General features: G+C 61.4%; 16 protein-coding genes. 10 read left to right on the top strand and 6 right to left on the bottom strand.

Going from position 1 to position 18045, the window contains the following annotated elements; translation table 11 throughout:
• Positions 1-29 precede the first annotated feature (29 nt).
• The gene (gene tpiA / locus ACVWYO_RS22870) at positions 30-848 is read left to right on the top strand and encodes a triose-phosphate isomerase (RefSeq protein WP_457354769.1); all 819 of its coding nucleotides are present in this window, start codon (positions 30-32) and stop codon (positions 846-848) included.
• Positions 845-1114, top strand: a complete 270-nt coding sequence (locus ACVWYO_RS22865; protein WP_457354767.1) for a hypothetical protein — start codon at positions 845-847, stop codon at positions 1112-1114. The genes tpiA and ACVWYO_RS22865 overlap by 4 nt, the downstream gene beginning before the upstream one ends.
• Positions 1115-1124: 10 nt before the next feature.
• Here ACVWYO_RS22865 and ACVWYO_RS22860 read toward each other — a convergent pair whose 3' ends face one another.
• Genes ACVWYO_RS22860 through ACVWYO_RS22845 form a run of 4 tightly spaced genes read right to left on the bottom strand, consistent with a single transcriptional unit; the run spans position 1125 to position 6505 of the window.
• Entirely contained in the window at positions 1125-2426 is a 1302-nt protein-coding gene (locus ACVWYO_RS22860) for a glycoside hydrolase family 130 protein (protein WP_457354765.1), read from the bottom strand.
• Positions 2413-3048: a histidine phosphatase family protein gene (locus tag ACVWYO_RS22855; protein WP_457354763.1), complete on the bottom strand. Its 636-nt coding sequence runs from the start codon at positions 3046-3048 to the stop codon at positions 2413-2415. Before ACVWYO_RS22855 ends, ACVWYO_RS22860 begins: the two co-directional genes overlap by 14 nt.
• The gene (locus ACVWYO_RS22850) at positions 3045-4088 is read right to left on the bottom strand and encodes a class I fructose-bisphosphate aldolase (protein WP_457354761.1); all 1044 of its coding nucleotides are present in this window, start codon (positions 4086-4088) and stop codon (positions 3045-3047) included. Before ACVWYO_RS22850 ends, ACVWYO_RS22855 begins: the two co-directional genes overlap by 4 nt.
• The gene (locus tag ACVWYO_RS22845) at positions 4085-6505 is read right to left on the bottom strand and encodes a phosphoketolase family protein (RefSeq protein WP_457354759.1); all 2421 of its coding nucleotides are present in this window, start codon (positions 6503-6505) and stop codon (positions 4085-4087) included. Before ACVWYO_RS22845 ends, ACVWYO_RS22850 begins: the two co-directional genes overlap by 4 nt.
• A 325-nt stretch (positions 6506-6830) precedes the next feature.
• Here ACVWYO_RS22845 and ACVWYO_RS22840 point away from each other — a divergent pair, with 325 nt between their 5' ends.
• Entirely contained in the window at positions 6831-8015 is a 1185-nt protein-coding gene (locus ACVWYO_RS22840; RefSeq protein ID WP_457354757.1) for an acetate/propionate family kinase, read from the top strand.
• An 84-nt stretch (positions 8016-8099) separates the two neighbouring features.
• On the opposite strand, the gene ACVWYO_RS22835 is transcribed toward ACVWYO_RS22840, so the two are convergent.
• Positions 8100-8798: a VIT1/CCC1 transporter family protein gene (locus ACVWYO_RS22835; protein WP_457354755.1), complete on the bottom strand. Its 699-nt coding sequence runs from the start codon at positions 8796-8798 to the stop codon at positions 8100-8102.
• 243 nt (positions 8799-9041) lie between these two features.
• On the opposite strand from ACVWYO_RS22835, the gene ACVWYO_RS22830 reads away from it, so the two are divergent.
• Together ACVWYO_RS22830 and ACVWYO_RS22825 are read left to right on the top strand one after the other, a co-directional pair.
• The gene (locus ACVWYO_RS22830; RefSeq protein WP_457354753.1) at positions 9042-9290 is read left to right on the top strand and encodes a hypothetical protein; all 249 of its coding nucleotides are present in this window, start codon (positions 9042-9044) and stop codon (positions 9288-9290) included.
• Positions 9291-9390: 100 nt separating this feature from the next.
• Positions 9391-10323 (top strand): IS5 family transposase, encoded by a 933-nt coding sequence (locus tag ACVWYO_RS22825; protein ID WP_457348219.1) that lies wholly within the window; start codon positions 9391-9393, stop codon positions 10321-10323.
• 88 nt (positions 10324-10411) lie between these two features.
• Here the strand turns inward: ACVWYO_RS22825 and ACVWYO_RS22820 are convergent, their stop codons facing one another.
• A complete protein-coding gene (locus ACVWYO_RS22820) occupies positions 10412-12790 on the bottom strand; it encodes an HAD-IC family P-type ATPase (protein ID WP_457354751.1) in 2379 nt (792 codons plus the stop codon).
• A gap of 472 nt (positions 12791-13262) precedes the next feature.
• Between ACVWYO_RS22820 and ACVWYO_RS22815 the strand changes: the two genes are divergently transcribed.
• The 5 genes from ACVWYO_RS22815 to ACVWYO_RS22795 all read left to right on the top strand — a co-directional run bounded on the left by ACVWYO_RS22815 (position 13263) and on the right by ACVWYO_RS22795 (position 18016).
• The gene (locus tag ACVWYO_RS22815) at positions 13263-13790 is read left to right on the top strand and encodes an N-acetyltransferase family protein (RefSeq protein WP_457354749.1); all 528 of its coding nucleotides are present in this window, start codon (positions 13263-13265) and stop codon (positions 13788-13790) included.
• A 150-nt stretch (positions 13791-13940) separates the two neighbouring features.
• Positions 13941-14228 (top strand): co-chaperone GroES, encoded by a 288-nt coding sequence (locus ACVWYO_RS22810; RefSeq protein WP_457354747.1) that lies wholly within the window; start codon positions 13941-13943, stop codon positions 14226-14228.
• Positions 14229-14315: 87 nt separating this feature from the next.
• Positions 14316-15953, top strand: a complete 1638-nt coding sequence (gene groL, locus ACVWYO_RS22805) for a chaperonin GroEL (protein ID WP_457354745.1) — start codon at positions 14316-14318, stop codon at positions 15951-15953.
• Between the two features lie 177 nt (positions 15954-16130).
• On the top strand, positions 16131-17234 hold the full coding sequence (locus tag ACVWYO_RS22800; protein WP_457354743.1) for an MlaE family ABC transporter permease: 1104 nt from the start codon (positions 16131-16133) through the stop codon (positions 17232-17234).
• Positions 17231-18016, top strand: a complete 786-nt coding sequence (locus ACVWYO_RS22795; RefSeq protein WP_457354741.1) for an ABC transporter ATP-binding protein — start codon at positions 17231-17233, stop codon at positions 18014-18016. The genes ACVWYO_RS22800 and ACVWYO_RS22795 overlap by 4 nt, the downstream gene beginning before the upstream one ends.
• Positions 18017-18045 lie beyond the last annotated feature (29 nt).

The following is an 18045-nucleotide window of genomic DNA, read 5'->3' as shown; positions in this document are numbered from 1 at the left end:
AGGTCGGAAACGATACAGGGCGAGAGCGAATGTCATTTCTGATCGCCGGCAATTGGAAAATGCATGGGTTATCCGACCAACTCGGAGAACTGGTGGCGATAGCGCAGTACGCCAGGACCGCCGCAGGTGCGAATGACGTCCTCATCTGCGTTCCGGCCACACTGATTGCGCGCGCAGTTGCGGTCAGCGGCGGATGCCTTGCCATTGGCGGCGAGGATTGTGCCGTCGAGGCCGCCGGCGCCTTCACAGGGGATATCAGCGCCGAAATGCTCAGGGATGCGGGCGCAGACGCTGTCATTGTCGGCCATTCTGAACGGCGGCGCCACCATCACGAAACTGACGCGGTGGTCGCTGAAAAGGCGGCTGCTGCCGGACGGGCCGGCCTTGCTGCGATCATTTGTATCGGCGAAACCCAGGTCCAGCGCGACGCAGGCACCGCGCTGCAGGTTTGCGCGGCGCAGCTCGAGGCGAGCCTTCCGGCGGATCGGCGACTTCTCGCCGGCAGCGCCATCGCTTATGAGCCGCTCTGGGCGATCGGGACCGGTCGGACCCCCAATGCGCAAGACGTCACCGAGATCCATCGGCACCTCCGTCAGCAATTGACGCGGCTGATGGGCAAGGATGGTGACCGGATCCGGATCCTCTACGGAGGATCCATCACGCCGGCCGATGTGCGGACCATCCTCATCCTGCCGGAGGTCGGTGGCGTGCTCGTCGGCGGTGCCAGCCTGAGGTCGCAAGATTTCAATGGCATAATTCGCGCGGCCGAAATCGTGCATCTGGCAAATGTCGGGACCGAGATATCCGTTCCCACCGCGGTTCCTGCTCTCTCAAGGACTACACCATGACTGCCGCCCTTTCTCCTTCCGACAAAGCCTCGATCTTCGCCGCGGGCTGGGTTGCCGAGAACATCGAGATCGGTCCCTTTTCGTGGAATGATCCGCCAATCTATGCTGAGCCGATCCGTGATTTCAGGCAGGAAGCCCTACAGGCGGGGCTCAGTGAGGCCGACCTTGTGCACGCAATCGGACCCGTTCCCGCGTTCATTGCGAAAGCATATTCCGATGCCATCGCGACGTGGAAGGCCGATCAAAAGCGCTTGAGAGCAACGTGAAGGCTCAAAGCTATTCCATGGCCGCGAGCAGTTGGTCGAGCGGAACGCTTGCAAAGGTCGTGAAGCTGTCGGCGATCGCATAGGGTAGGAGAAGGGTCCGCTGGTGGACCATCGCACCGCAGCTGTAGAGAACGTTTGGGACATAGCCGTCCGTATCGCACGGGTCGGGCCGGATCAGGGGGGTGCTGAGCCGTCCAAGAAGCTTGGAAGGATCATGCTTGTCGAGCAGGCACGCGGCGAGGCAGTAATTGCGGACCGCGCCGACGCCGTGCGTGATGACGAGCCAGCCTTCGGCGATTTCGATCGGCGATCCGCAATTGCCGATCTGGACGAATTCCCATGGATAGCGTGGCGTCACGATCTTCACGCCCATCTCCCAACGGTAGAGATCGTCCGAATATTGCAGCCAGATATTCTCATGATCCTGGCGCCCGAGCATCGCGTAGCGCCCGGCAATCTTGCGAGGGAACAGCGCCATGCCCTTGTTATCTGTGCCGGGACCGCGCAGCGCGGTCAGATCGATCGTTTTGAAGTCGACGGTGCGCAGGATCTCCTGCCGGATGCCACCGCCGCTAAAGGCCGTATAGGTACCAAGATATGTCGCGTTTGCGTCATCATCGACGAAGCGGACCAAGCGAAGATCCTCGATGCCGTGCCGCTGCGGCGGCGTCACCGGGAAGATCACGATTTCGGAAGGGTCCCGCGCCTCCTCGCAGAACAGCCGCACGCCGGGATCGTCCGGCTCCCCGCCCGGGATCAGCTTGATGCGCGGCGAGATCGCCTGTTTGCTCGGCGGATCGATCGTCAGCGTGCCGTCTTTGGAACAATGGCCGGTCCGGAACGTCACCGAGGAGATGTTGCCCTCGCCGACGCCGCGCAGCGACAAAAGCAGTCTCAGTTCCCCGTCGGCAACGCCGGTCTGGTCGGGATGTGGCACGATGCTCGGGTTGAACAACGCCGCTGCCTCGAACGAATATTCCTCGCAAAAATAGGCGCCGATAAGCAGGGATTGTTCGGCGCTGATCGAGCCAAGGTCGATGACCAGCCCCTCCACATCGTGGAAGCGACGGAGCAGGACATCTTCGACATCGCGGTGATGCTTGGCGAGGTTGGCGGTAAAATAGGTGAGATCTTTGTGTACACCTGCTGGATCGAGACTGAGCACCCGATCCGTGATGCGCTGCGCACGCGATTGCGTGGACGAAATGAAGGGCGCCTGATCGTCGGCGGGCTTGAACGGCCGAATGACGACGCGCGATGGATCGGCATGCAGAGTAATTGGCACGCGTGCCACGAAGTCATGATCGGGCATGGGTGTCCTTGTTCAGATCGAGGTCGTAATGGACTGCTGGGCCTGCATTCCACTGGCTGATGACGGAAACCGTCGGGTGGCCAGACTTTGGCCCGAGCACGCTCACCGATGCTGGATCGAGTGCGAGATGCTGGGCTTCGATGACGGCCAAGCCGATCCACCGGGCTGCCAGCACGCATCCAAACTGGCCGTGCGAGAAGAGCGCGATGTCGCCGCTCAAAGCCAGCAAACGTGCAATCAGTTTGTCCGCCCGGTCGGCTATCTGGGTCGGCGTCTCGCCATTGAGGCAGCCGTCGCGAAAGACGTTCCACCCGGGCGCCTGCTGACGGATTTCAACCGTCCGCTGTCCCTCATAGTCGCCATAATCCCATTCCGACAGATCAGGTGTCACCTCGGCCTGCACAGCCAGACCTGCCAAGGCGCACGTTGCGCGCGCGCGCTCCAAGGGGCTGGTCAGGACGCAGGTAAAATCCAGGCCCGCCAGATAGGCTCGCAGCTTACCGGCAATCGCTGTGCCATGGATGGTGAGCGGCACGTCCGTCCTGCCGGTATGACGCCCGGACAGCGACCATTCGGTTTCGCCGTGGCGGATCAGGAACAGCCGTGGCAGTATAGGTGTCACGCCGCCCGCGCAGGGATCAGTGGAGTATCTTTGGACACATCATAGGCGCCGCGACGCGCAGCACGGTCGCAGGTCGCGCGGTGCGCGATCGCCGCTTGCGCCGCTCCCGCACGCTCATCGCGTCCGCCCCATATGCCCAGCGCCGGTTGCTGGATCGCACGTGCGAAGGAGAAGCTCAAGTGCCACGGCATCCGTCCTTTGAAGCGGTCGTTCATCGCATTCAACCGCGCCGACGCGAGCGGACCCGACTGCCCGCCCGACAGGAACGCGACCGCCGGAACGGCCGCAGGAACCGTGCGCAGCAGGCTTGTGACGGTCGCGTCAGCGATCGTGACAAGGTCGGGTTGGCCCGGACAGTCCGTGCCAGGAAGCACCATGTTGGGTTTGAGGATCAGCCCCTCCAATGCCACATTCTGTTCGTCGGCGTGCCGAAAGACAGCGTGTAGGACTGCCTCTGTTACGACGGCGCTGCGTGCCAGATCGTGCGGGCCGTCCATCAAGACCTCCGGCTCGATAACCGGGAGGAGCCCGACCTGCTGGCAGATCGCGGCATAGCGCGCCAGCGTCTGGGCATTGGCCTCGATACAGCCCCGCGTCGGGATGTCCGCCGCAATGGTGATGACGCCGCGCCATTTCGCGAAACGCGCCCCCATCGCCGCAAATGCTTCGAGGCGCCGCTTCAACCCGTCGAGTCCTTCGGTGATCCGCTCGGGCGCATGCCCGGCGAGCTCGATAGTGCCGGTGTCGACCTTCACGCCCGGAATGATGCCGGCATCGCGAATTGCCGCCGCGAACGGCACACCTGCGAGCGTCGTCTGGCGGATCGTCTCCTCGTTCAGGATGATGGCGCCGATCGACTGGACAAGACCGGGCGTCGTCACGATCAGGTCTCGCCACGCGCGTCGGCGGTCGACCGTCTGTGCGATACCGAGCGCTGCAAAGCGTCGATCGCACGTGGAGATACTCTCATCGATCGCGAGCAGGCCCTTGCCATGCGCCACCATCTGCTGCGCGAGGACCGTGAGTTGGGCGACGCTCATGCTGGAGTCCGCCAGGTCCAGTCGCGTATCTCCGGCAAATCCTCGCCGTAGCGATCGATATAATGCTTATGCTCGACCAGCTTGTCGCGCATCGCCTGCTGGAGATAGGCGCCGCGGCTGCCGGTCTGCGGCATCTGGTCGATCGCGTCGATAACCAGGCTGAAACGATCGAGACCGTTCTGCACGCGGATATCGAACGGCGTCGTGATCGTGCCTTCCTCACGGTAGCCGTGGACGTGCACGTTGCGATTGGCGCGGTGGCACGTGAGTTGGTCGACAAGCCCCGGATAGCCGTGAAAGGCGAAGATCACGGGCTTGTCGCGCGTGAACAGCGAGTCGAACGCGCGCTCGCTGAGGCCATGGGGATGCTCGGTGCAGGGCTGGAGCTTCATCAGGTCGACGACGTTGACGACCCGCACCTTCAGCTCGGGCAAGGCACCGCGCAGGATCGAGGTCGCCGCCATGCTTTCGAGCGTCGGCGTATCCCCGCAACTGGCCATGATGAGATCGGGTTCGCAATCCTGATCATTGCTCGCCCAGCCCCAGATGCCGATCCCTTGCGTGCAATGCGTGACCGCAGCCTCGATCGACAGCCACTGCGGCAGCGCATGCTTGCCGGCAACGACGACGTTTACATAGTTGCGGCTGCGCAAGCAGTGATCGACTACCGACAGAAGGCAATTGGCGTCCGCCGGCAAATATACGCGGACTATATCGGCCTTCTTGGAGACGACGTGATCGAGAAAACCGGGATCCTGATGCGTGAAGCCGTTATGGTCCTGTTGCCAGACGTGCGACGCGAGGAGGATATTGAGCGAGGCGATATCGCGCCGCCACGGGATTTCCTTACACACTTTCAGCCATTTGGCGTGCTGCCCGACCATCGAATCGACGATGCGGATGAACGCCTCGTAGCTGTTGAACAAACCGTGACGGCCCGTCAGTAGATAGCCTTCGAGCCAGCCTTCGCACTGATGCTCACTGAGCATCGAGTCGACAACGCGACCCGTTGGCGCGAGGAACTCGTCATTGGGTTCTATCGCAGCATCCCATTGGCGATCGGTCACCTCGAACACGGCGCCGAGCAGGTTGGACAGCGTCTCGTCGGGGCCGAACACCCGGAAATTGTCGGGATTCGCGATAATCACGTCACGGAGGAACTGGCCGAGCACCGGCGTATCTCCGCAGATGGCCGCTCCCGGCGTCGGCACCGCCACCGCGTGAGCGCGAAAGTCCGGCATCCGCAGATTGCGAAGCAGGGCACCGCCATTGGCGTGCGGGTTGGCGCCCATCCGCCGGTCGCCCTTCGGCGCGAGGGCTGCAAGTTCGGGAAGCAAGGTGCCGGCTTCGTCGAAGAGATCTTGGGGGCGGTAGCTTTTCATCCAGCTTTCGAGCAGCGCCACATGGTCCGGATGTTTGCCATCGACCAGGAGCGGTACCTGATGCGCGCGGAACGTACCCTCGATCGGCACGCCGTTGACTTCTTTGGGGCCGGTCCAGCCCTTAGGCGAGCGCACCACGATTACTGGCCACCGCGGGCGGAGCGTTGTTTTGCCGGTGCGTGCATCATCTTGCAGCTGACGGATGTCGGCGATCGCCACATCCATCACCTCAGCCATGCGCTGGTGCATCGCGTCGGGGTCACTCCCCTCAACGAATCGTGGCGACCAGCCGCAGCCTTCGAGAAAATAGGCTAGGTCGTCGCCATCGATCCGCGCAAATATCGTCGGATTGCTGATTTTGTAGCCGTTGAGATGCAGGATCGGCAGAACCGCGCCGTCGCTGATCGGGTTCAGCAGCTTGTTCGAATGCCAGGCGGTGGCAAGCGGCCCGGTTTCCGCCTCTCCGTCGCCAATCACGCAGGCGACGATCAGGTTGGGATTGTCGAATGCCGCGCCGAAGGCATGGCTCAACGAATAGCCGAGTTCGCCGCCTTCATGAATTGACCCGGGGGTCGTCGGTGCGACATGGCTCGAGATCCCGCCCGGGAACGAGAACTGCGTGAACAGCTTTTTGAGCCCCGGCATATCCGGAGTGATGTTCGGGAAGAACTCGCTGTAGGTTCCCTCGAGATAGGTGTTGCCGACGATCGCTGGACCGCCGTGGCCCGGGCCCGCGATATAGATCATATTAAGATCCTTGGCGCGGATCACACGGTTGAGATGGACGTAGATGAAATTTTGTCCCGGCGTCGTTCCCCAATGTCCCACGACCAGGGGTTTCACATGGGCGAGCTTTAACGGCTCTTGCAGGAGCGGGTTATCAAAGAGATAGATCTGCCCAACCGAAAGATAATTGGCCGCGCGCCAATAGGCGTTGATAAGACGACGCTCTTCAGGCCCAAGATAGGATTTCGGGACCGGCGATGAGACGTCGACAACGGCCGGCGGCACTCGTTCAATAGCATGTGTGTCCATGGGATTGCGGCTCCGAGAAAGGGCAGGTTCCGGCGTCGTGGTTTTGCATCGCCGGGATCGTCTCAGACATAGCATTGGCCGTAATTGGCTCTCGATCGCAGTATCGGAAATTACTCACGACATGCCTTCGGAGCTTCCGGTAAGGTTTTGACAGCACGAGCGAGAAGACAACCTTGCAAGCCATCTCATCGTCCGCCGGGTGCCTGGGAGCCGCCAAGCCAGTTGGGTAAATTCCGACCCTCGCGCTATTATGCATCTTGGCATAACCGGAGCGTTTCATCCTGCGCGTGCTCCGCACATGCGCGAATGTCGTCAGGAGCTACTCATGACCGGATCGATCCTGACGTTGAATGCGGGATCTTCGAGCCTCAAATTCGCGCTGTTCGACGAAGCGCTCATTCCGACACTTCGCGGCGAAATCGAAGATACCGACGGGGCGCCCCGCCTCGCCGCACGCGATGTAGCGGGCCGGCTCGTGGTAGAGCGCCGCTGGCCGGCCGACGATGCATCCTTTGCAGTGATCCTGAGGGATTTGCTGGAGATGTTGCATGATCATGCTGGCCGCGACGGGTTGGGGAGTGCAGGCCACCGCATCGTGCATGGTGGCGTGGACCATGTCGAGCCCGCCCTCATCACTCACGATTTGCTGGATTCCCTGGACGGACTGACACCGCTCGATCCCCTGCACATGCAGCACAATCTGGCCCCCGTGCGCGCGATCCTCAAAATGCGACCTGACCTGCCGCAAGTTGCTTGCTTCGACACCGCCTTCCATCACGATATGCCGATCGAAGCTCAGATCGTGCCGGTCCCGCGCGCACTGCGGGACGCGGGCGTAAGACGGTATGGCTTCCACGGACTTTCCTACGAATACATCGCGAGCCGACTTGCTCTAGACGCGCCAGATCTCGCGCATGGGCGGGTCATCATTGCCCATCTCGGTGCGGGGGCAAGCCTTTGTGCCCTCAGCGGCGGCGTCAGTATTGCGACCACGATGGGCTTTAGCACGCTCGATGGCCTGCGAATGGCGACGCGCTGCGGCAACATCGATCCAGGCGTTTTGCTCTATCTCGCGCGCCAGGGCCGCAGCGTGTCTGAGATCGAAGATTTGCTCTATCACCAATCAGGTCTCCTTGGCGTGTCGGGGATCAGCGGGGACCTGCGTATTCTGCTGGCTAGCGACGATGCGCGCGCAGTCGAAGCGATACGCCTGTTCAGTTATCGCATTGCGGTAGAGGCCGGGGGTATGGCGAGCGCACTTGGCGGGATCGACGGGTTCGTTTTTACCGCCGGGATCGGTGAACGCTCCGCTGTTATCCGCGCAGCTATATGTGAACGTCTTGCTTGGCTGGGCATCATCCTTGACGATGTACCCAATGCCGCCAACGCGAGTCAGATTAGCGCGACCGACAGCAAGATCAAGGTTTTGGTGTATGCCACTGACGAGGAAGCTATGATCGCGCAACACACTCGGGCGGTTCTGTCGCGCCAGTTGGAGATGCATCGTTGAGTCTGAGCGCGCTCGTAGAAGCGTGATCGCCATGCGCGGAGGCGGTCGCAGCGGGGCGGCGGATCCGCCAAGACCGCCGCAACCCTATAGCGTGGTTCCCACCAGACGCCCGATGCTCGCAGTAACCGCGAGGGCAAGCGCGCCCCAAAAGGTGACGCGCGCCATGGCCCGCCAGACGTTCGCGCCGCCCGTTACCCCTCCAACCGCACCAAGAACGGCGAGAAACACAAGTGCTCCGACCGATTCTGCGACAATGAGGGTTGCTGGCGGCGCGATGATAACGATCAGAACCGGCAATGACGCGCCGAACGTAAAGGTGGCAGCCGATGTTAGAGCAGCCTGAATTGGTCGGGCGATGCCCGTAGCGGTGATTCCCAGCTCGTCTCTCGCATGTGCACCGAGCGCGTCCTTGGCCATCAGTTCACGCGACACCAAATGAGCAGTCGCATCGTCGACGCCACGCTCGCGGTATATTTGCGCAAGTTCCTCTCTTTCACCGACGATATCCGCCTTGAGCTCGGCGCGTTCGCGTGAAAGATCGGCTTGTTCGGTGTCATGCTGGGAGCTCACCGAGACATATTCACCTGATGCCATCGACATTGCGCCCGCCACAAGCGCGGCGACGGCCGCGATCAGGGTATTGCCGCGGGTGCCGCCCGCCGCGGCAACGCCAAGGATCAAGCTCGCGGTAGATAATATCCCATCATTGGCGCCGAGCACCGCAGCTCGCAACCACCCGATCCGGGAAACGAGATGGTGCTCGGGAATCTTCGGTCGCCTCATTGGGAAGGTTCTTCCATTGTGCGTTGACGCTACAGTTGCCTCAAGTGTCGCCCCAGCCTCGGAAACTACTCATTTGGCGATGCTTAATCGAGTACATCGGCAGATCAGGCTGAGCCCTTTCAATTCAGCCGGACGACGGCTTGGCGCCAGTCGGATGGGTAGATGCCGAGCCTGCCGGGATCCGCACTGATGGCTAAATTGCGGGCCAGAGGACGATGCCAGACGTCGCGATGGAGGCGAAACATGATCAAACCCAAAGAAAATGATATTGCGGTCAAACCACCGAGAAACATTCTTCTCACGGAGAGCACGCAGCACCCGGTGGACAGGCCCGGCTGCGATTTTGGCGGATCGACCGGCCTTACGACAGCGGGGCTGGGCGTTGGCTTAGGCGAGGATTCATCGGATACGCGTCTGGAGCGTAGCCTGCCAGGTCGCCGGTTCACGGGGACGCTCAGCATACCGCGTTGGCGCGGGCCCGATATCGCCTAGCTGGTCATGCGATTGCTTCAGCAGTCGGGGTCTAACCGGCTTTGTTGCAAAACTGATGGCGGGGATTCACGCAGGGAATCGAGCGGTATAGATAGGCGTAATGCCCAAACCTGCCGCACCTGTGTATCGTACGACGAACTGGCCTGAGTATAATGCGGCGCTGAAGCGGCGTGGGTCGCTGGAAATATGGTTTGATCCGGAGATGCACTGGCTTTCGAAGCCGTGTGGTCGCCCTGGTCGCCCGATGCGGTTTTCAGACAGCGCGATAGAGCTGTGCCTGACGCTGAAGACGCTGTTCAACCTGCCTTTGCGGCAAGTGACGGGGTTGGTTTCGAGCCTGATCAAAATGGCGGGGCTGGATTGGTCGGTGCCGGATTATACGACGCTGTGCCGACGGCAGAAGACGTTGAAGGTCAACCTCGGCGGGCGGATCAGCTCGGGCGGACTGCACCTGCTGGTCGACAGCACCGGGATCAAAATGACGGGAGAAGGCGAGTGGAAGACGCGCAAACACGGACCGTCCTACCGTCGCCAGTGGCGCAAGGTGCATCTCGGGATTGATGCTGGGACGCTGGATATCCGGGCCATTGAGGTCACGACGAATGCCATTGGTGACGCACCGACGCTGCCCGTTCTCCTGGCGCAAATTCCCGGAGACGAGCGGATACTCAGCGTCGGCGGAGATGGCGCTTATGATACCAGGGACTGCCATGCCGCTATTGCCGGGCGCGGTGCCGATGCGGTCATCCCGGTCCGCCGCAACGGGCAACCATGGGCAGAAGGCGGTCCCGGCGTCGATGCACGCAATGGAGCGCTACGCGCGACAAAGCGGCTTGGTCGCGCAATCTGGAAAAAGTGGAGCGGCTATCATCGCCGCAGTCTGGTCGAGACCAAAATGCACTGCTTCAAACTCCTGGGCCAGCGCGTTGTCGCCCGCACCTTCGATCGTCAGATTACCGAGCTCAAAGTCCGTGCTGCAATTCTCAATCGGTTCTCCGAAATAGGAACGCCGGTGACCGTCCGCATCCAATAACATCTTCAAGTAAAACGTCGGTCATGCTCTCGCGTAATTATGCAACAAAGCCGGTCTAACCCGAAATACTTCACCGTGTGACGTAGCATCATCTCGACATGGAGGCTCGTTTCCGCGTGACGGAGCTCAGAAGGAGAAGCACTGCCATGACAGCCAACGCGCCGCTTATTGTGGCGGTGAACCATAGGTTTGATGACAAAGCCACCAGCGCGAAGAAGCTCCGCGAGATCGGGACAATCAGCACGCTCGCGAATGCCGCTGTCAACGCGGCAAGCAGAAGGACGCGAAGCGGTGTGAAGGGTCGGCAAAGATAGGCCAGGTTTGCCAGTCCGCAAGAAAACAGAACGAGGCTTGCAACGGTGCTGGCCTCCTCGAGCGAACCATTGGCGGGATACAGTGCGATCGAATATGCCGCCAGCGTCGCGATTGCGGCGGCGATGCCCGCAGGGATCGCGAAGTGTAAGACGCGAGGGAGAAACCCGGGTCGTGCGCGCCGTGCATTAGGCGCAAGCGACAGGAAGAAAGCCGGGATTCCAATTGTCAGTGCGCCGACGAGAGAGAGTTGCCGGGGCAAAAATGGATAAACGAGACCTGAAGCCGCAACCGTGACGACCAGAACCGCTGCAAAAACCGTCTTGGTGACGAACAGTATCGCCAGCCGTTCGATGTTTGCGATGACGCGCCGCCCTTCGGCCAACACGTCAGGCAAGCACGCGAAATTGCCATCGAGCAACGTGAGCTGGGCGATAGCGCGAGCAGCACCACTTCCTGCGCCCATCGCGATGCCAATATCGGCCTGTTTAAGAGCCAGGACATCGTTCACGCCGTCGCCGGTCATGGCGACGACGTGACCCTTGCTCTGGAGGGCGGCAATCATCGCGCGCTTGCCGTCTGGCGTAGCCCGTCCGAAAATGGATCGCGCATCCATAAGTGTCGCGAGCGCTGCGTCACCGCTCGGGAGGTGAAGCGCGTCGACGGGATCATCGGCCCCAGGCACGCCGACCTGGCGGGCCACGGCTGCCACTGTCTCGGGATGGTCACCAGAAATGATCTTGATGGCGACGCCTTCCCGCACGAAGTAAGCGAGTGTTTCCGCAGCGTTCGATCGCACGTCTTCGGCCAGCAGGACGAACGCGGCCGGGACTAGGTCGGCAGGCAGCTGGTCGTTTGAACACGTGCGCGCATGAGCAAGGAGCAGCACACGACGCCCGGTTTTGGCGTGTGCCGCAGCGCGCTTCAACAGGTCGACGTGCATGTCACCGACGAGCAGCACGTCTGGAGCGCCAAGCACCCAATTCCCGTGGTCACCAAAGCACACTTTGCTCCATTTGCGCGCCGACGAGAACGCGACTTTCTCCGTAGCCTTCCAGTCTGTTGGCGCTAGATACTTCGCGGCGATGGCGCGCAGCGTGGCATTGGGCGCAGGATCCGCAGCGGCGAGCGCCCCGAACGCCTTGGCGATCTCTGCATCCGCATCGAGGATCTCGAGGTCCGCGATGTTGAGCTTGCCCGTCGTGAGCGTACCCGTCTTGTCGAGGCAAAGCGTAGTGACTCGCGCCAGCGTTTCGACGGCGGGCAGCTCCTGGATGAGCGTACGGCGGCGACCCAGGCGCGTCACGGCGACGGCCATGGCAAGGCTGGTCAGCAACACAAGTCCTTGCGGCACCATCGCGACCACGCCGGCGACCGTCGAGCGCAGTGCGGCAGCGTGGAATAGGGGCTGTGCCCGAAATTGGCTCCACAGCAGCACGGGCGCCGCAACCGCAATCGTCCACAGAACGTAACGCAGTATGCGGTTGATACCGGCGCTCATTTCGGAGTGTGCGGGTTTGAAGACCTTGGCAGCACTTGAGAGTTTCTGGGCATAGGCTTTGCTGCCGACGGCGGTTGCCCGGTAATATCCGTGCCCGGCGGTAACAAAGCTGCCTGAGAGCGCGTGGTCGCCGGGCACTTTCAAAAGTGGTTCGGACTCGCCGCTGATGAGCGCTTCGTCGATTTCCAGGTCTTCCGATGTGAGAACGATGCCGTCGGCGACGACCTGATCCCCCGGTCTGAACTCGAGCACATCGTCGAGAACCACCGAAGCGACGGGAACGTCGATCGTGTGTCCTGACCTCACAACGCGCGCAGTCGGTGCACTAATGACGGCCAGTCGATCCAGAGCGCGCTTGGCGCGCACCTCCTGAACGATGCCGATAAGCGTGTTCACAACCAAAACGCCGCCGAACAGCGCGTCTTGCAATGGACCAATATAGAGAATGATGCAGAGCAGAGCGCCGAGTATAGCGTTGAAACGGGTAAATATGTTGGAAATCAGAATCCCGCTGATCGTTCGGCTGTTTTGACGATCGACCGCATTGATATCGCCGCGCTGAACGCGCTCGTCGACCTGCTCGTTGGTAAGACCGGTATTCGCTTTTTGCGCTCCTGATGCGCGATAGGGCTCAGTTCGCCCACCAGGGATCAAAACCGTCGGTGTGATACTACCTCCCACCCCCTCATCTCCCAAAGTGTCTTTGCCCGGAGGGTTGCCCTCAATACCAAGGCTACACGTTGATCCAGAACGTCGTCATCCACCGGCAACTACTCATTTGGGAGAGGGGGCCGTTGTTTTTGAACGACGCGCACAAGGGCTGCCACCTGGTTTCGCGGCGGAGTGGGCGCTCTTGTCAGCTACATTGGGCCATCGCATCTGTTTCTAGCAACGGTTGTCCTTGCCAAATTTGGGCGGAAGCAGGCGGCGGACGTGGTCGGCTGACAAGCCTCTGGGGGCACGCCATTCCAATCCGCAGCGTTTCAGATGGGGTGTAGGTGTTTTCCGAAGCTGGTGACGCTTGGACTGCGCGTCCAAGTCATCGGCCTGCACTGCCGCGCTGCGAGAGCCGCGCCGCGCACTGCGGCACGATGCACCTTGCGTATCTTATTTCGGAGCCGATCCTGTGGACGACTGGAGCCAGTATCTCACGACCCGAACGCGGTTTCGCTTCCATGTCCGACCCGCATGTCCGGCTGACGAGGGGACGCTTGCCGAGTTCTTCACCCACGTCACTCGCGACGACCTGCGATTTCGCTTTCTGACAGGTCTCGACGAAGTCGGTCACGATCGGATCGTCGACTTGGTGACGATCGATCACAAGTCCACCGAAAACTTCCTCGCGTTCGACGAGCACGGCTCGATGATGATCGCGACCGCAATGCTCGCCTGCGATCCTGCGCTCGATCGTGGAGAAGTCGCGATCTGCATCCGCAAAGATTTCAAGCATCGCGGGATCGGTTGGGAATTGCTGGCGCATATCGCGCGCTTTGCCGAGGCAAAGGGCGTAAAGACGTTAGAGTCGATCGAAGCCCATGAAAATCACGCGGCAATCGAACTCGAGCGCGAGATGGGCTTCACCGCGGAACCCTATCCTGGCGATTCCACACTCGTGCTGGTCCGCAGGACACTCGATCAGGTGGCCCGTGCTTAAACTTCCGGCGCGGGACAAAATCTGCGCGCGAGCGTCGCTCGCGCGTTGCCGGCGACCTGCTGGACACGATCACCGCCGTAATCTGGCAGCGCTGGCTGTCCTGTTGCGAACGCGACGCTGCGTCGCAGACCAGCGAGAGGACGGACGACCATGACATTTCGACCTTTGCACGACCGCGTGCTTGTTCGCAGGATCGAAGCCGAAGCCAAGACGGCGGGTGGGATCATTATCCCCGACACGGCGCAGGAAAAGCCGCAAGAGGGCGAGATCGTCGCGATCGGCACCGGCGCGCGCGCCGAGGACGGGGTGGTGATCCCGCTGGATGTGAAACCGGGCGACCGCATCCTCTTTGGCAAATGGTCCGGAAGTGAAGTGACGCTCGACGGCGAGGATCTCCTCATCATGAAGGAGAGCGACGTGCTGGGGGTTATCGGCTGACGCCGCACCCTCACGATCCTGCTTGCAAGGGCGTGCCGCGCCACCGCGAGCGCGCAGCCCGACTCCCCCGAATATAAGGTATGTGACATGGCAGCCAAAGATGTGAAATTCTCGCGCGACGCCCGCGAAAGCATAACCCGCGGTGTCGATATTCTCGCCAATGCCGTTCGTGTGACGCTGGGCCCGAAGGGACGCAACGTGGTCATCGACAAGGGCTACGGCGCACCGCGTATCACCAAGGACGGCGTCACCGTCGCCAAGGAAATCGAGCTCAAGGACAAATTCGAGAATATGGGCGCGCAGATGCTGCGCGCTGTAGCCTCCAAGACCCATGACCATGCCGGTGACGGCACGACCACAGCGACCGTGCTGGCCCAGGCAATCGTTCGGGAAGGCATGAAGTCCGTGGCGGCCGGCATTGACCCGATGGACCTGAAGCGCGGGATCGATCTTGCCGTCGGGAGGGTCGTCGACGACTTGAAGGCGCGCTCGAAGCCTGTCTCCAATAACGACGAGATTGCGCAGGTCGGGATCATCTCCGCCAATGGCGACGAGGTTGTCGGACGCAAGATCGCCGAGGCGATGGAAAAGGTCGGTAAGGAAGGCGTCATAACGATCGAAGAGGCGCAAGGCCTCGAGTTCGAGCTCAACGTGGTCGAGGGGATGCAGTTCGATCGCGGGTATCTCTCACCGTACTTCATCACCAACCCCGACAAAATGGTGGCCGAACTCGAGGATCCTCACATCCTGATCCACGAGAAGAAACTCTCCAGCCTTCAGGCGATGCTTCCCATTCTGGAAGCTGTGATGCAGTCGGGGCGCCCCCTCTTGATTATCGCCGAGGACATCGAGGGCGAAGCGCTTGCCACGCTCGTCGTGAACAAGCTGCGTGGCGGGTTGAAGGTCGCCGCCGTGAAGGCACCGGGCTTCGGCGATCGCCGCAAGGCGATGCTCGAGGACATCGCGATCCTGACGAAGGCCTCCGTCGTGTCCGAGGATCTCGGCATCAAGCTTGAGTCTGTGACGCTCGAGATGCTCGGTAGTGCCAAGCGCGTCACCATAGACAAGGATAGCACGACTATCGTCGATGGTGCTGGCGACGAGGTCGCGATCAAGGGCCGGATCGAGGCGATCCGACAGCAGATCGAAAGCACCACCAGCGACTATGACAAGGAGAAACTGCAGGAGCGCCTTGCCAAGCTTGCCGGCGGCGTCGCGATCATCAAGGTCGGCGGATCGACCGAGGTCGAGGTCAAGGAACGCAAGGACCGCGTCGACGATGCGCTGCATGCGACCCGCGCAGCTGTCGAAGAGGGCGTTGTCCCGGGCGGCGGGACCGCGCTGCTCTATGCCAGCAAGGCGCTCGATGACCTCAAGGGTTTGAATGACGACCAGACGCGTGGGATCGACATCGTTCGCAAGGCCTTGCAGGCACCGCTGCGCCAGATCGCCGAGAATGCCGGCCAGGACGGAGCGGTGGTCGCGGGGCGGCTGATAGACAGCAACGACCAAAATCTTGGCTTCAATGCGCAGACCGAACAATATGAAAATCTGGTCAAATCCGGCGTGATCGATCCGACCAAGGTCGTCCGATGTGCGTTGCAGGACGCAGCTTCGATCGCTGGCTTGCTGATCACCACCGAAGCCGCGGTGGCGGACCACCCGCAGGACGGACCGACCATGCCCGGGATGTCGGGCGGCGGCATGAACGGCATGGACTTCTAGTCGACGAAACCCTCAGCGGCCCAGCGCTTTACTTGGGGTCGATCGTTGCGTCGCCCCCAAATCCCGCCCGCAGGCGCGTTGCTTGCTGACCGTCGATGCCGCTGAGGGGTACAAGGATGATCCTGCGATGGAGACTAGATCCTGCGAATACCGTCCCGTGAGGAAACGGTCTCTTCGATGAATGCTGCCTTTGACATCTTGGATCATCCGGAGGGCCGTACCCTTCAGCCGAGTGGCGATTGGACCGTTTTGTTGCTCGACGGAACGGTGGCGACACTAGGGAAAGAAGTGCACCGTGTGGGTCAGGCGGACAGGCTTGACCTCTCACGATTGGGTCGCGTCGATACGTCTGGCGCGTTCGTACTTTTGCGGGCCTTGAAGCCAATCGGAATTGTCACGCCGTCCCATGCCGATTTTGACAGGCTTTCCGCTCTGGTGCGTCCGGCGGCGCAGACCAAAGGGACCGCTTCGGTCAAGCGCCATCCTTTCCTCGTGTTCGAACGTATTGGTAAGGCAGTCACCGGAGCAGGTTCCGAGAGCTATCAGGCGATGGCTTTTCTGGGGCAGCTTGTGTCGGCAATCGGCCGGACAATGGTCCATCCCGGACGCCTGCGGCTGACCCCGCTTTTTGCCGTGATGGAGCAGGCCGGAATCGATGCGATCCCGATCGTGATGACGATGACCTTCTTCATCGGCGCGGTCATTGCGTTGGTGGGTGCCAATCTACTCACCGACATGGGCGTCGGCGTCTACACCGTCGAGCTCGTCGGGGCGGCGATCCTTCGCGAATTCGGCGTGGTGATCGCGGCGATCCTGCTGGCCGGTCGGACCGCATCGGCCTTCGCGGCCGAACTCGGATCGATGCGGATGAACCAGGAAACCGACGCGCTGCAGGTGATGGGCGTCGACCAATTCGATGCGCTGGTGGTCCCGCGTGTGCTCGCCTGCCTCCTGATGATGCCGCTGATGACCTTTTGTGCCGACATGGGGGGAATGCTGGGCGGTATTTCGGTCAGCTGGGCGATGATGGGCATCAACCCCGTCTTCTTCGCCGAGCGGACGCTCGAGACCGTCAACCTCACCCAATTCTGGCTCGGAATGGTGAAAGCGCCCTTTCTTGCGGTCATCATCGGCGTCTCCGGCTGCCGCAAGGGCCTGTCTGTCGGGGGCGATGTCGCTAGCCTGGGCCGCGCCGTCACTTCCGCCGTGGTGCAGTCGATCTTCCTTCTCATCATGGTCGACGCGATTTTCGCGGTGATCTTCATGGAACTGAACCTGTGAGCGCGGCCCTGCCATCGCCAAGCAGTGCCGCACCGATCAGGATCAAAAACCTGCGGACCGCTTTCGGCGATCTCGTCGTCCACGATGGCCTTGATCTCGAGGTTCGTGCCGGGGAAATTCTCGGCGTCGTCGGTGGGTCGGGCACGGGCAAATCCGTGCTGCTGAACACGATCCTCGGGCTCAAGCGTCCGGATGGCGGGACGATCGAGATTTTCGGCCACGATATCAGGGACATCGATGCGCAAGGCGCGACTGAGCAACGGATCGGCGTGATGTTTCAGCAGGGGGCGTTGTTCTCTGCGCTGAGCGTTCAGGAAAACATCGAGGCGCCCTTTCGAGAGCACGCTGACCTTCCCGCGGATATCGTTCGTGATCTAGCCGCCCTCAAGCTTCTGCTGGCGGGACTTCCGGCCGACGTCGGCGGCCAGATGCCCGCTGAACTGTCAGGCGGCATGCGCAAGCGCGTCGGCGTTGCGCGCGCGATCGCGCTCGATCCCGACCTCCTGTTTCTCGACGAGCCGACGTCGGGACTCGACCCGATCAGCGCCACTGCGTTCGACGATCTGATCCGCACGCTGCATCAGGCATTGGGCTTCACTGTGTTTCTCATCACGCATGATCTCGATACGCTTCACGCGATCTGCGACCGGGTCGCGGTGCTCGCCGACAAGAAGATCATTGCCGTTGCGACTGTCGCCGAACTCGAGAAATCCGAACAGCCCTGGATCAAGGCGTATTTCCACGGCGCGCGCGGGCGCGCCGCAGAAGGCAGGCTCAGCTGATGGAACGCCACGCCCATTACGCGCTAGTA

The sequence above is a fragment of the Sphingomonas sp. UYP23 genome (assembly GCF_054059235.1).
This window is presented reverse-complemented; position numbering and strand designations above follow the sequence as displayed.

Bases quoted from the DNA above. Each gene is read 5' to 3' on its own strand.
- tpiA (WP_457354769.1), top strand. From the start codon at position 30: ATGTCATTTCTGATCGCCGGCAATTGGAAAATGCATGGGTTATCCGAC.
- ACVWYO_RS22865 (WP_457354767.1), top strand. From the start codon at position 845: ATGACTGCCGCCCTTTCTCCTTCCGACAAAGCCTCGATCTTCGCCGCG.
- ACVWYO_RS22860 (WP_457354765.1), bottom strand. From the start codon at position 2,426: ATGCCCGATCATGACTTCGTGGCACGCGTGCCAATTACTCTGCATGCC.
- ACVWYO_RS22850 (WP_457354761.1), bottom strand. From the start codon at position 4,088: ATGAGCGTCGCCCAACTCACGGTCCTCGCGCAGCAGATGGTGGCGCAT.
- ACVWYO_RS22845 (WP_457354759.1), bottom strand. From the start codon at position 6,505: ATGGACACACATGCTATTGAACGAGTGCCGCCGGCCGTTGTCGACGTC.
- ACVWYO_RS22840 (WP_457354757.1), top strand. From the start codon at position 6,831: ATGACCGGATCGATCCTGACGTTGAATGCGGGATCTTCGAGCCTCAAA.
- ACVWYO_RS22835 (WP_457354755.1), bottom strand. From the start codon at position 8,798: ATGAGGCGACCGAAGATTCCCGAGCACCATCTCGTTTCCCGGATCGGG.
- ACVWYO_RS22830 (WP_457354753.1), top strand. From the start codon at position 9,042: ATGATCAAACCCAAAGAAAATGATATTGCGGTCAAACCACCGAGAAAC.
- ACVWYO_RS22825 (WP_457348219.1), top strand. From the start codon at position 9,391: ATGCCCAAACCTGCCGCACCTGTGTATCGTACGACGAACTGGCCTGAG.
- ACVWYO_RS22810 (WP_457354747.1), top strand. From the start codon at position 13,941: ATGACATTTCGACCTTTGCACGACCGCGTGCTTGTTCGCAGGATCGAA.
- groL (WP_457354745.1), top strand. From the start codon at position 14,316: ATGGCAGCCAAAGATGTGAAATTCTCGCGCGACGCCCGCGAAAGCATA.
- ACVWYO_RS22800 (WP_457354743.1), top strand. From the start codon at position 16,131: ATGAATGCTGCCTTTGACATCTTGGATCATCCGGAGGGCCGTACCCTT.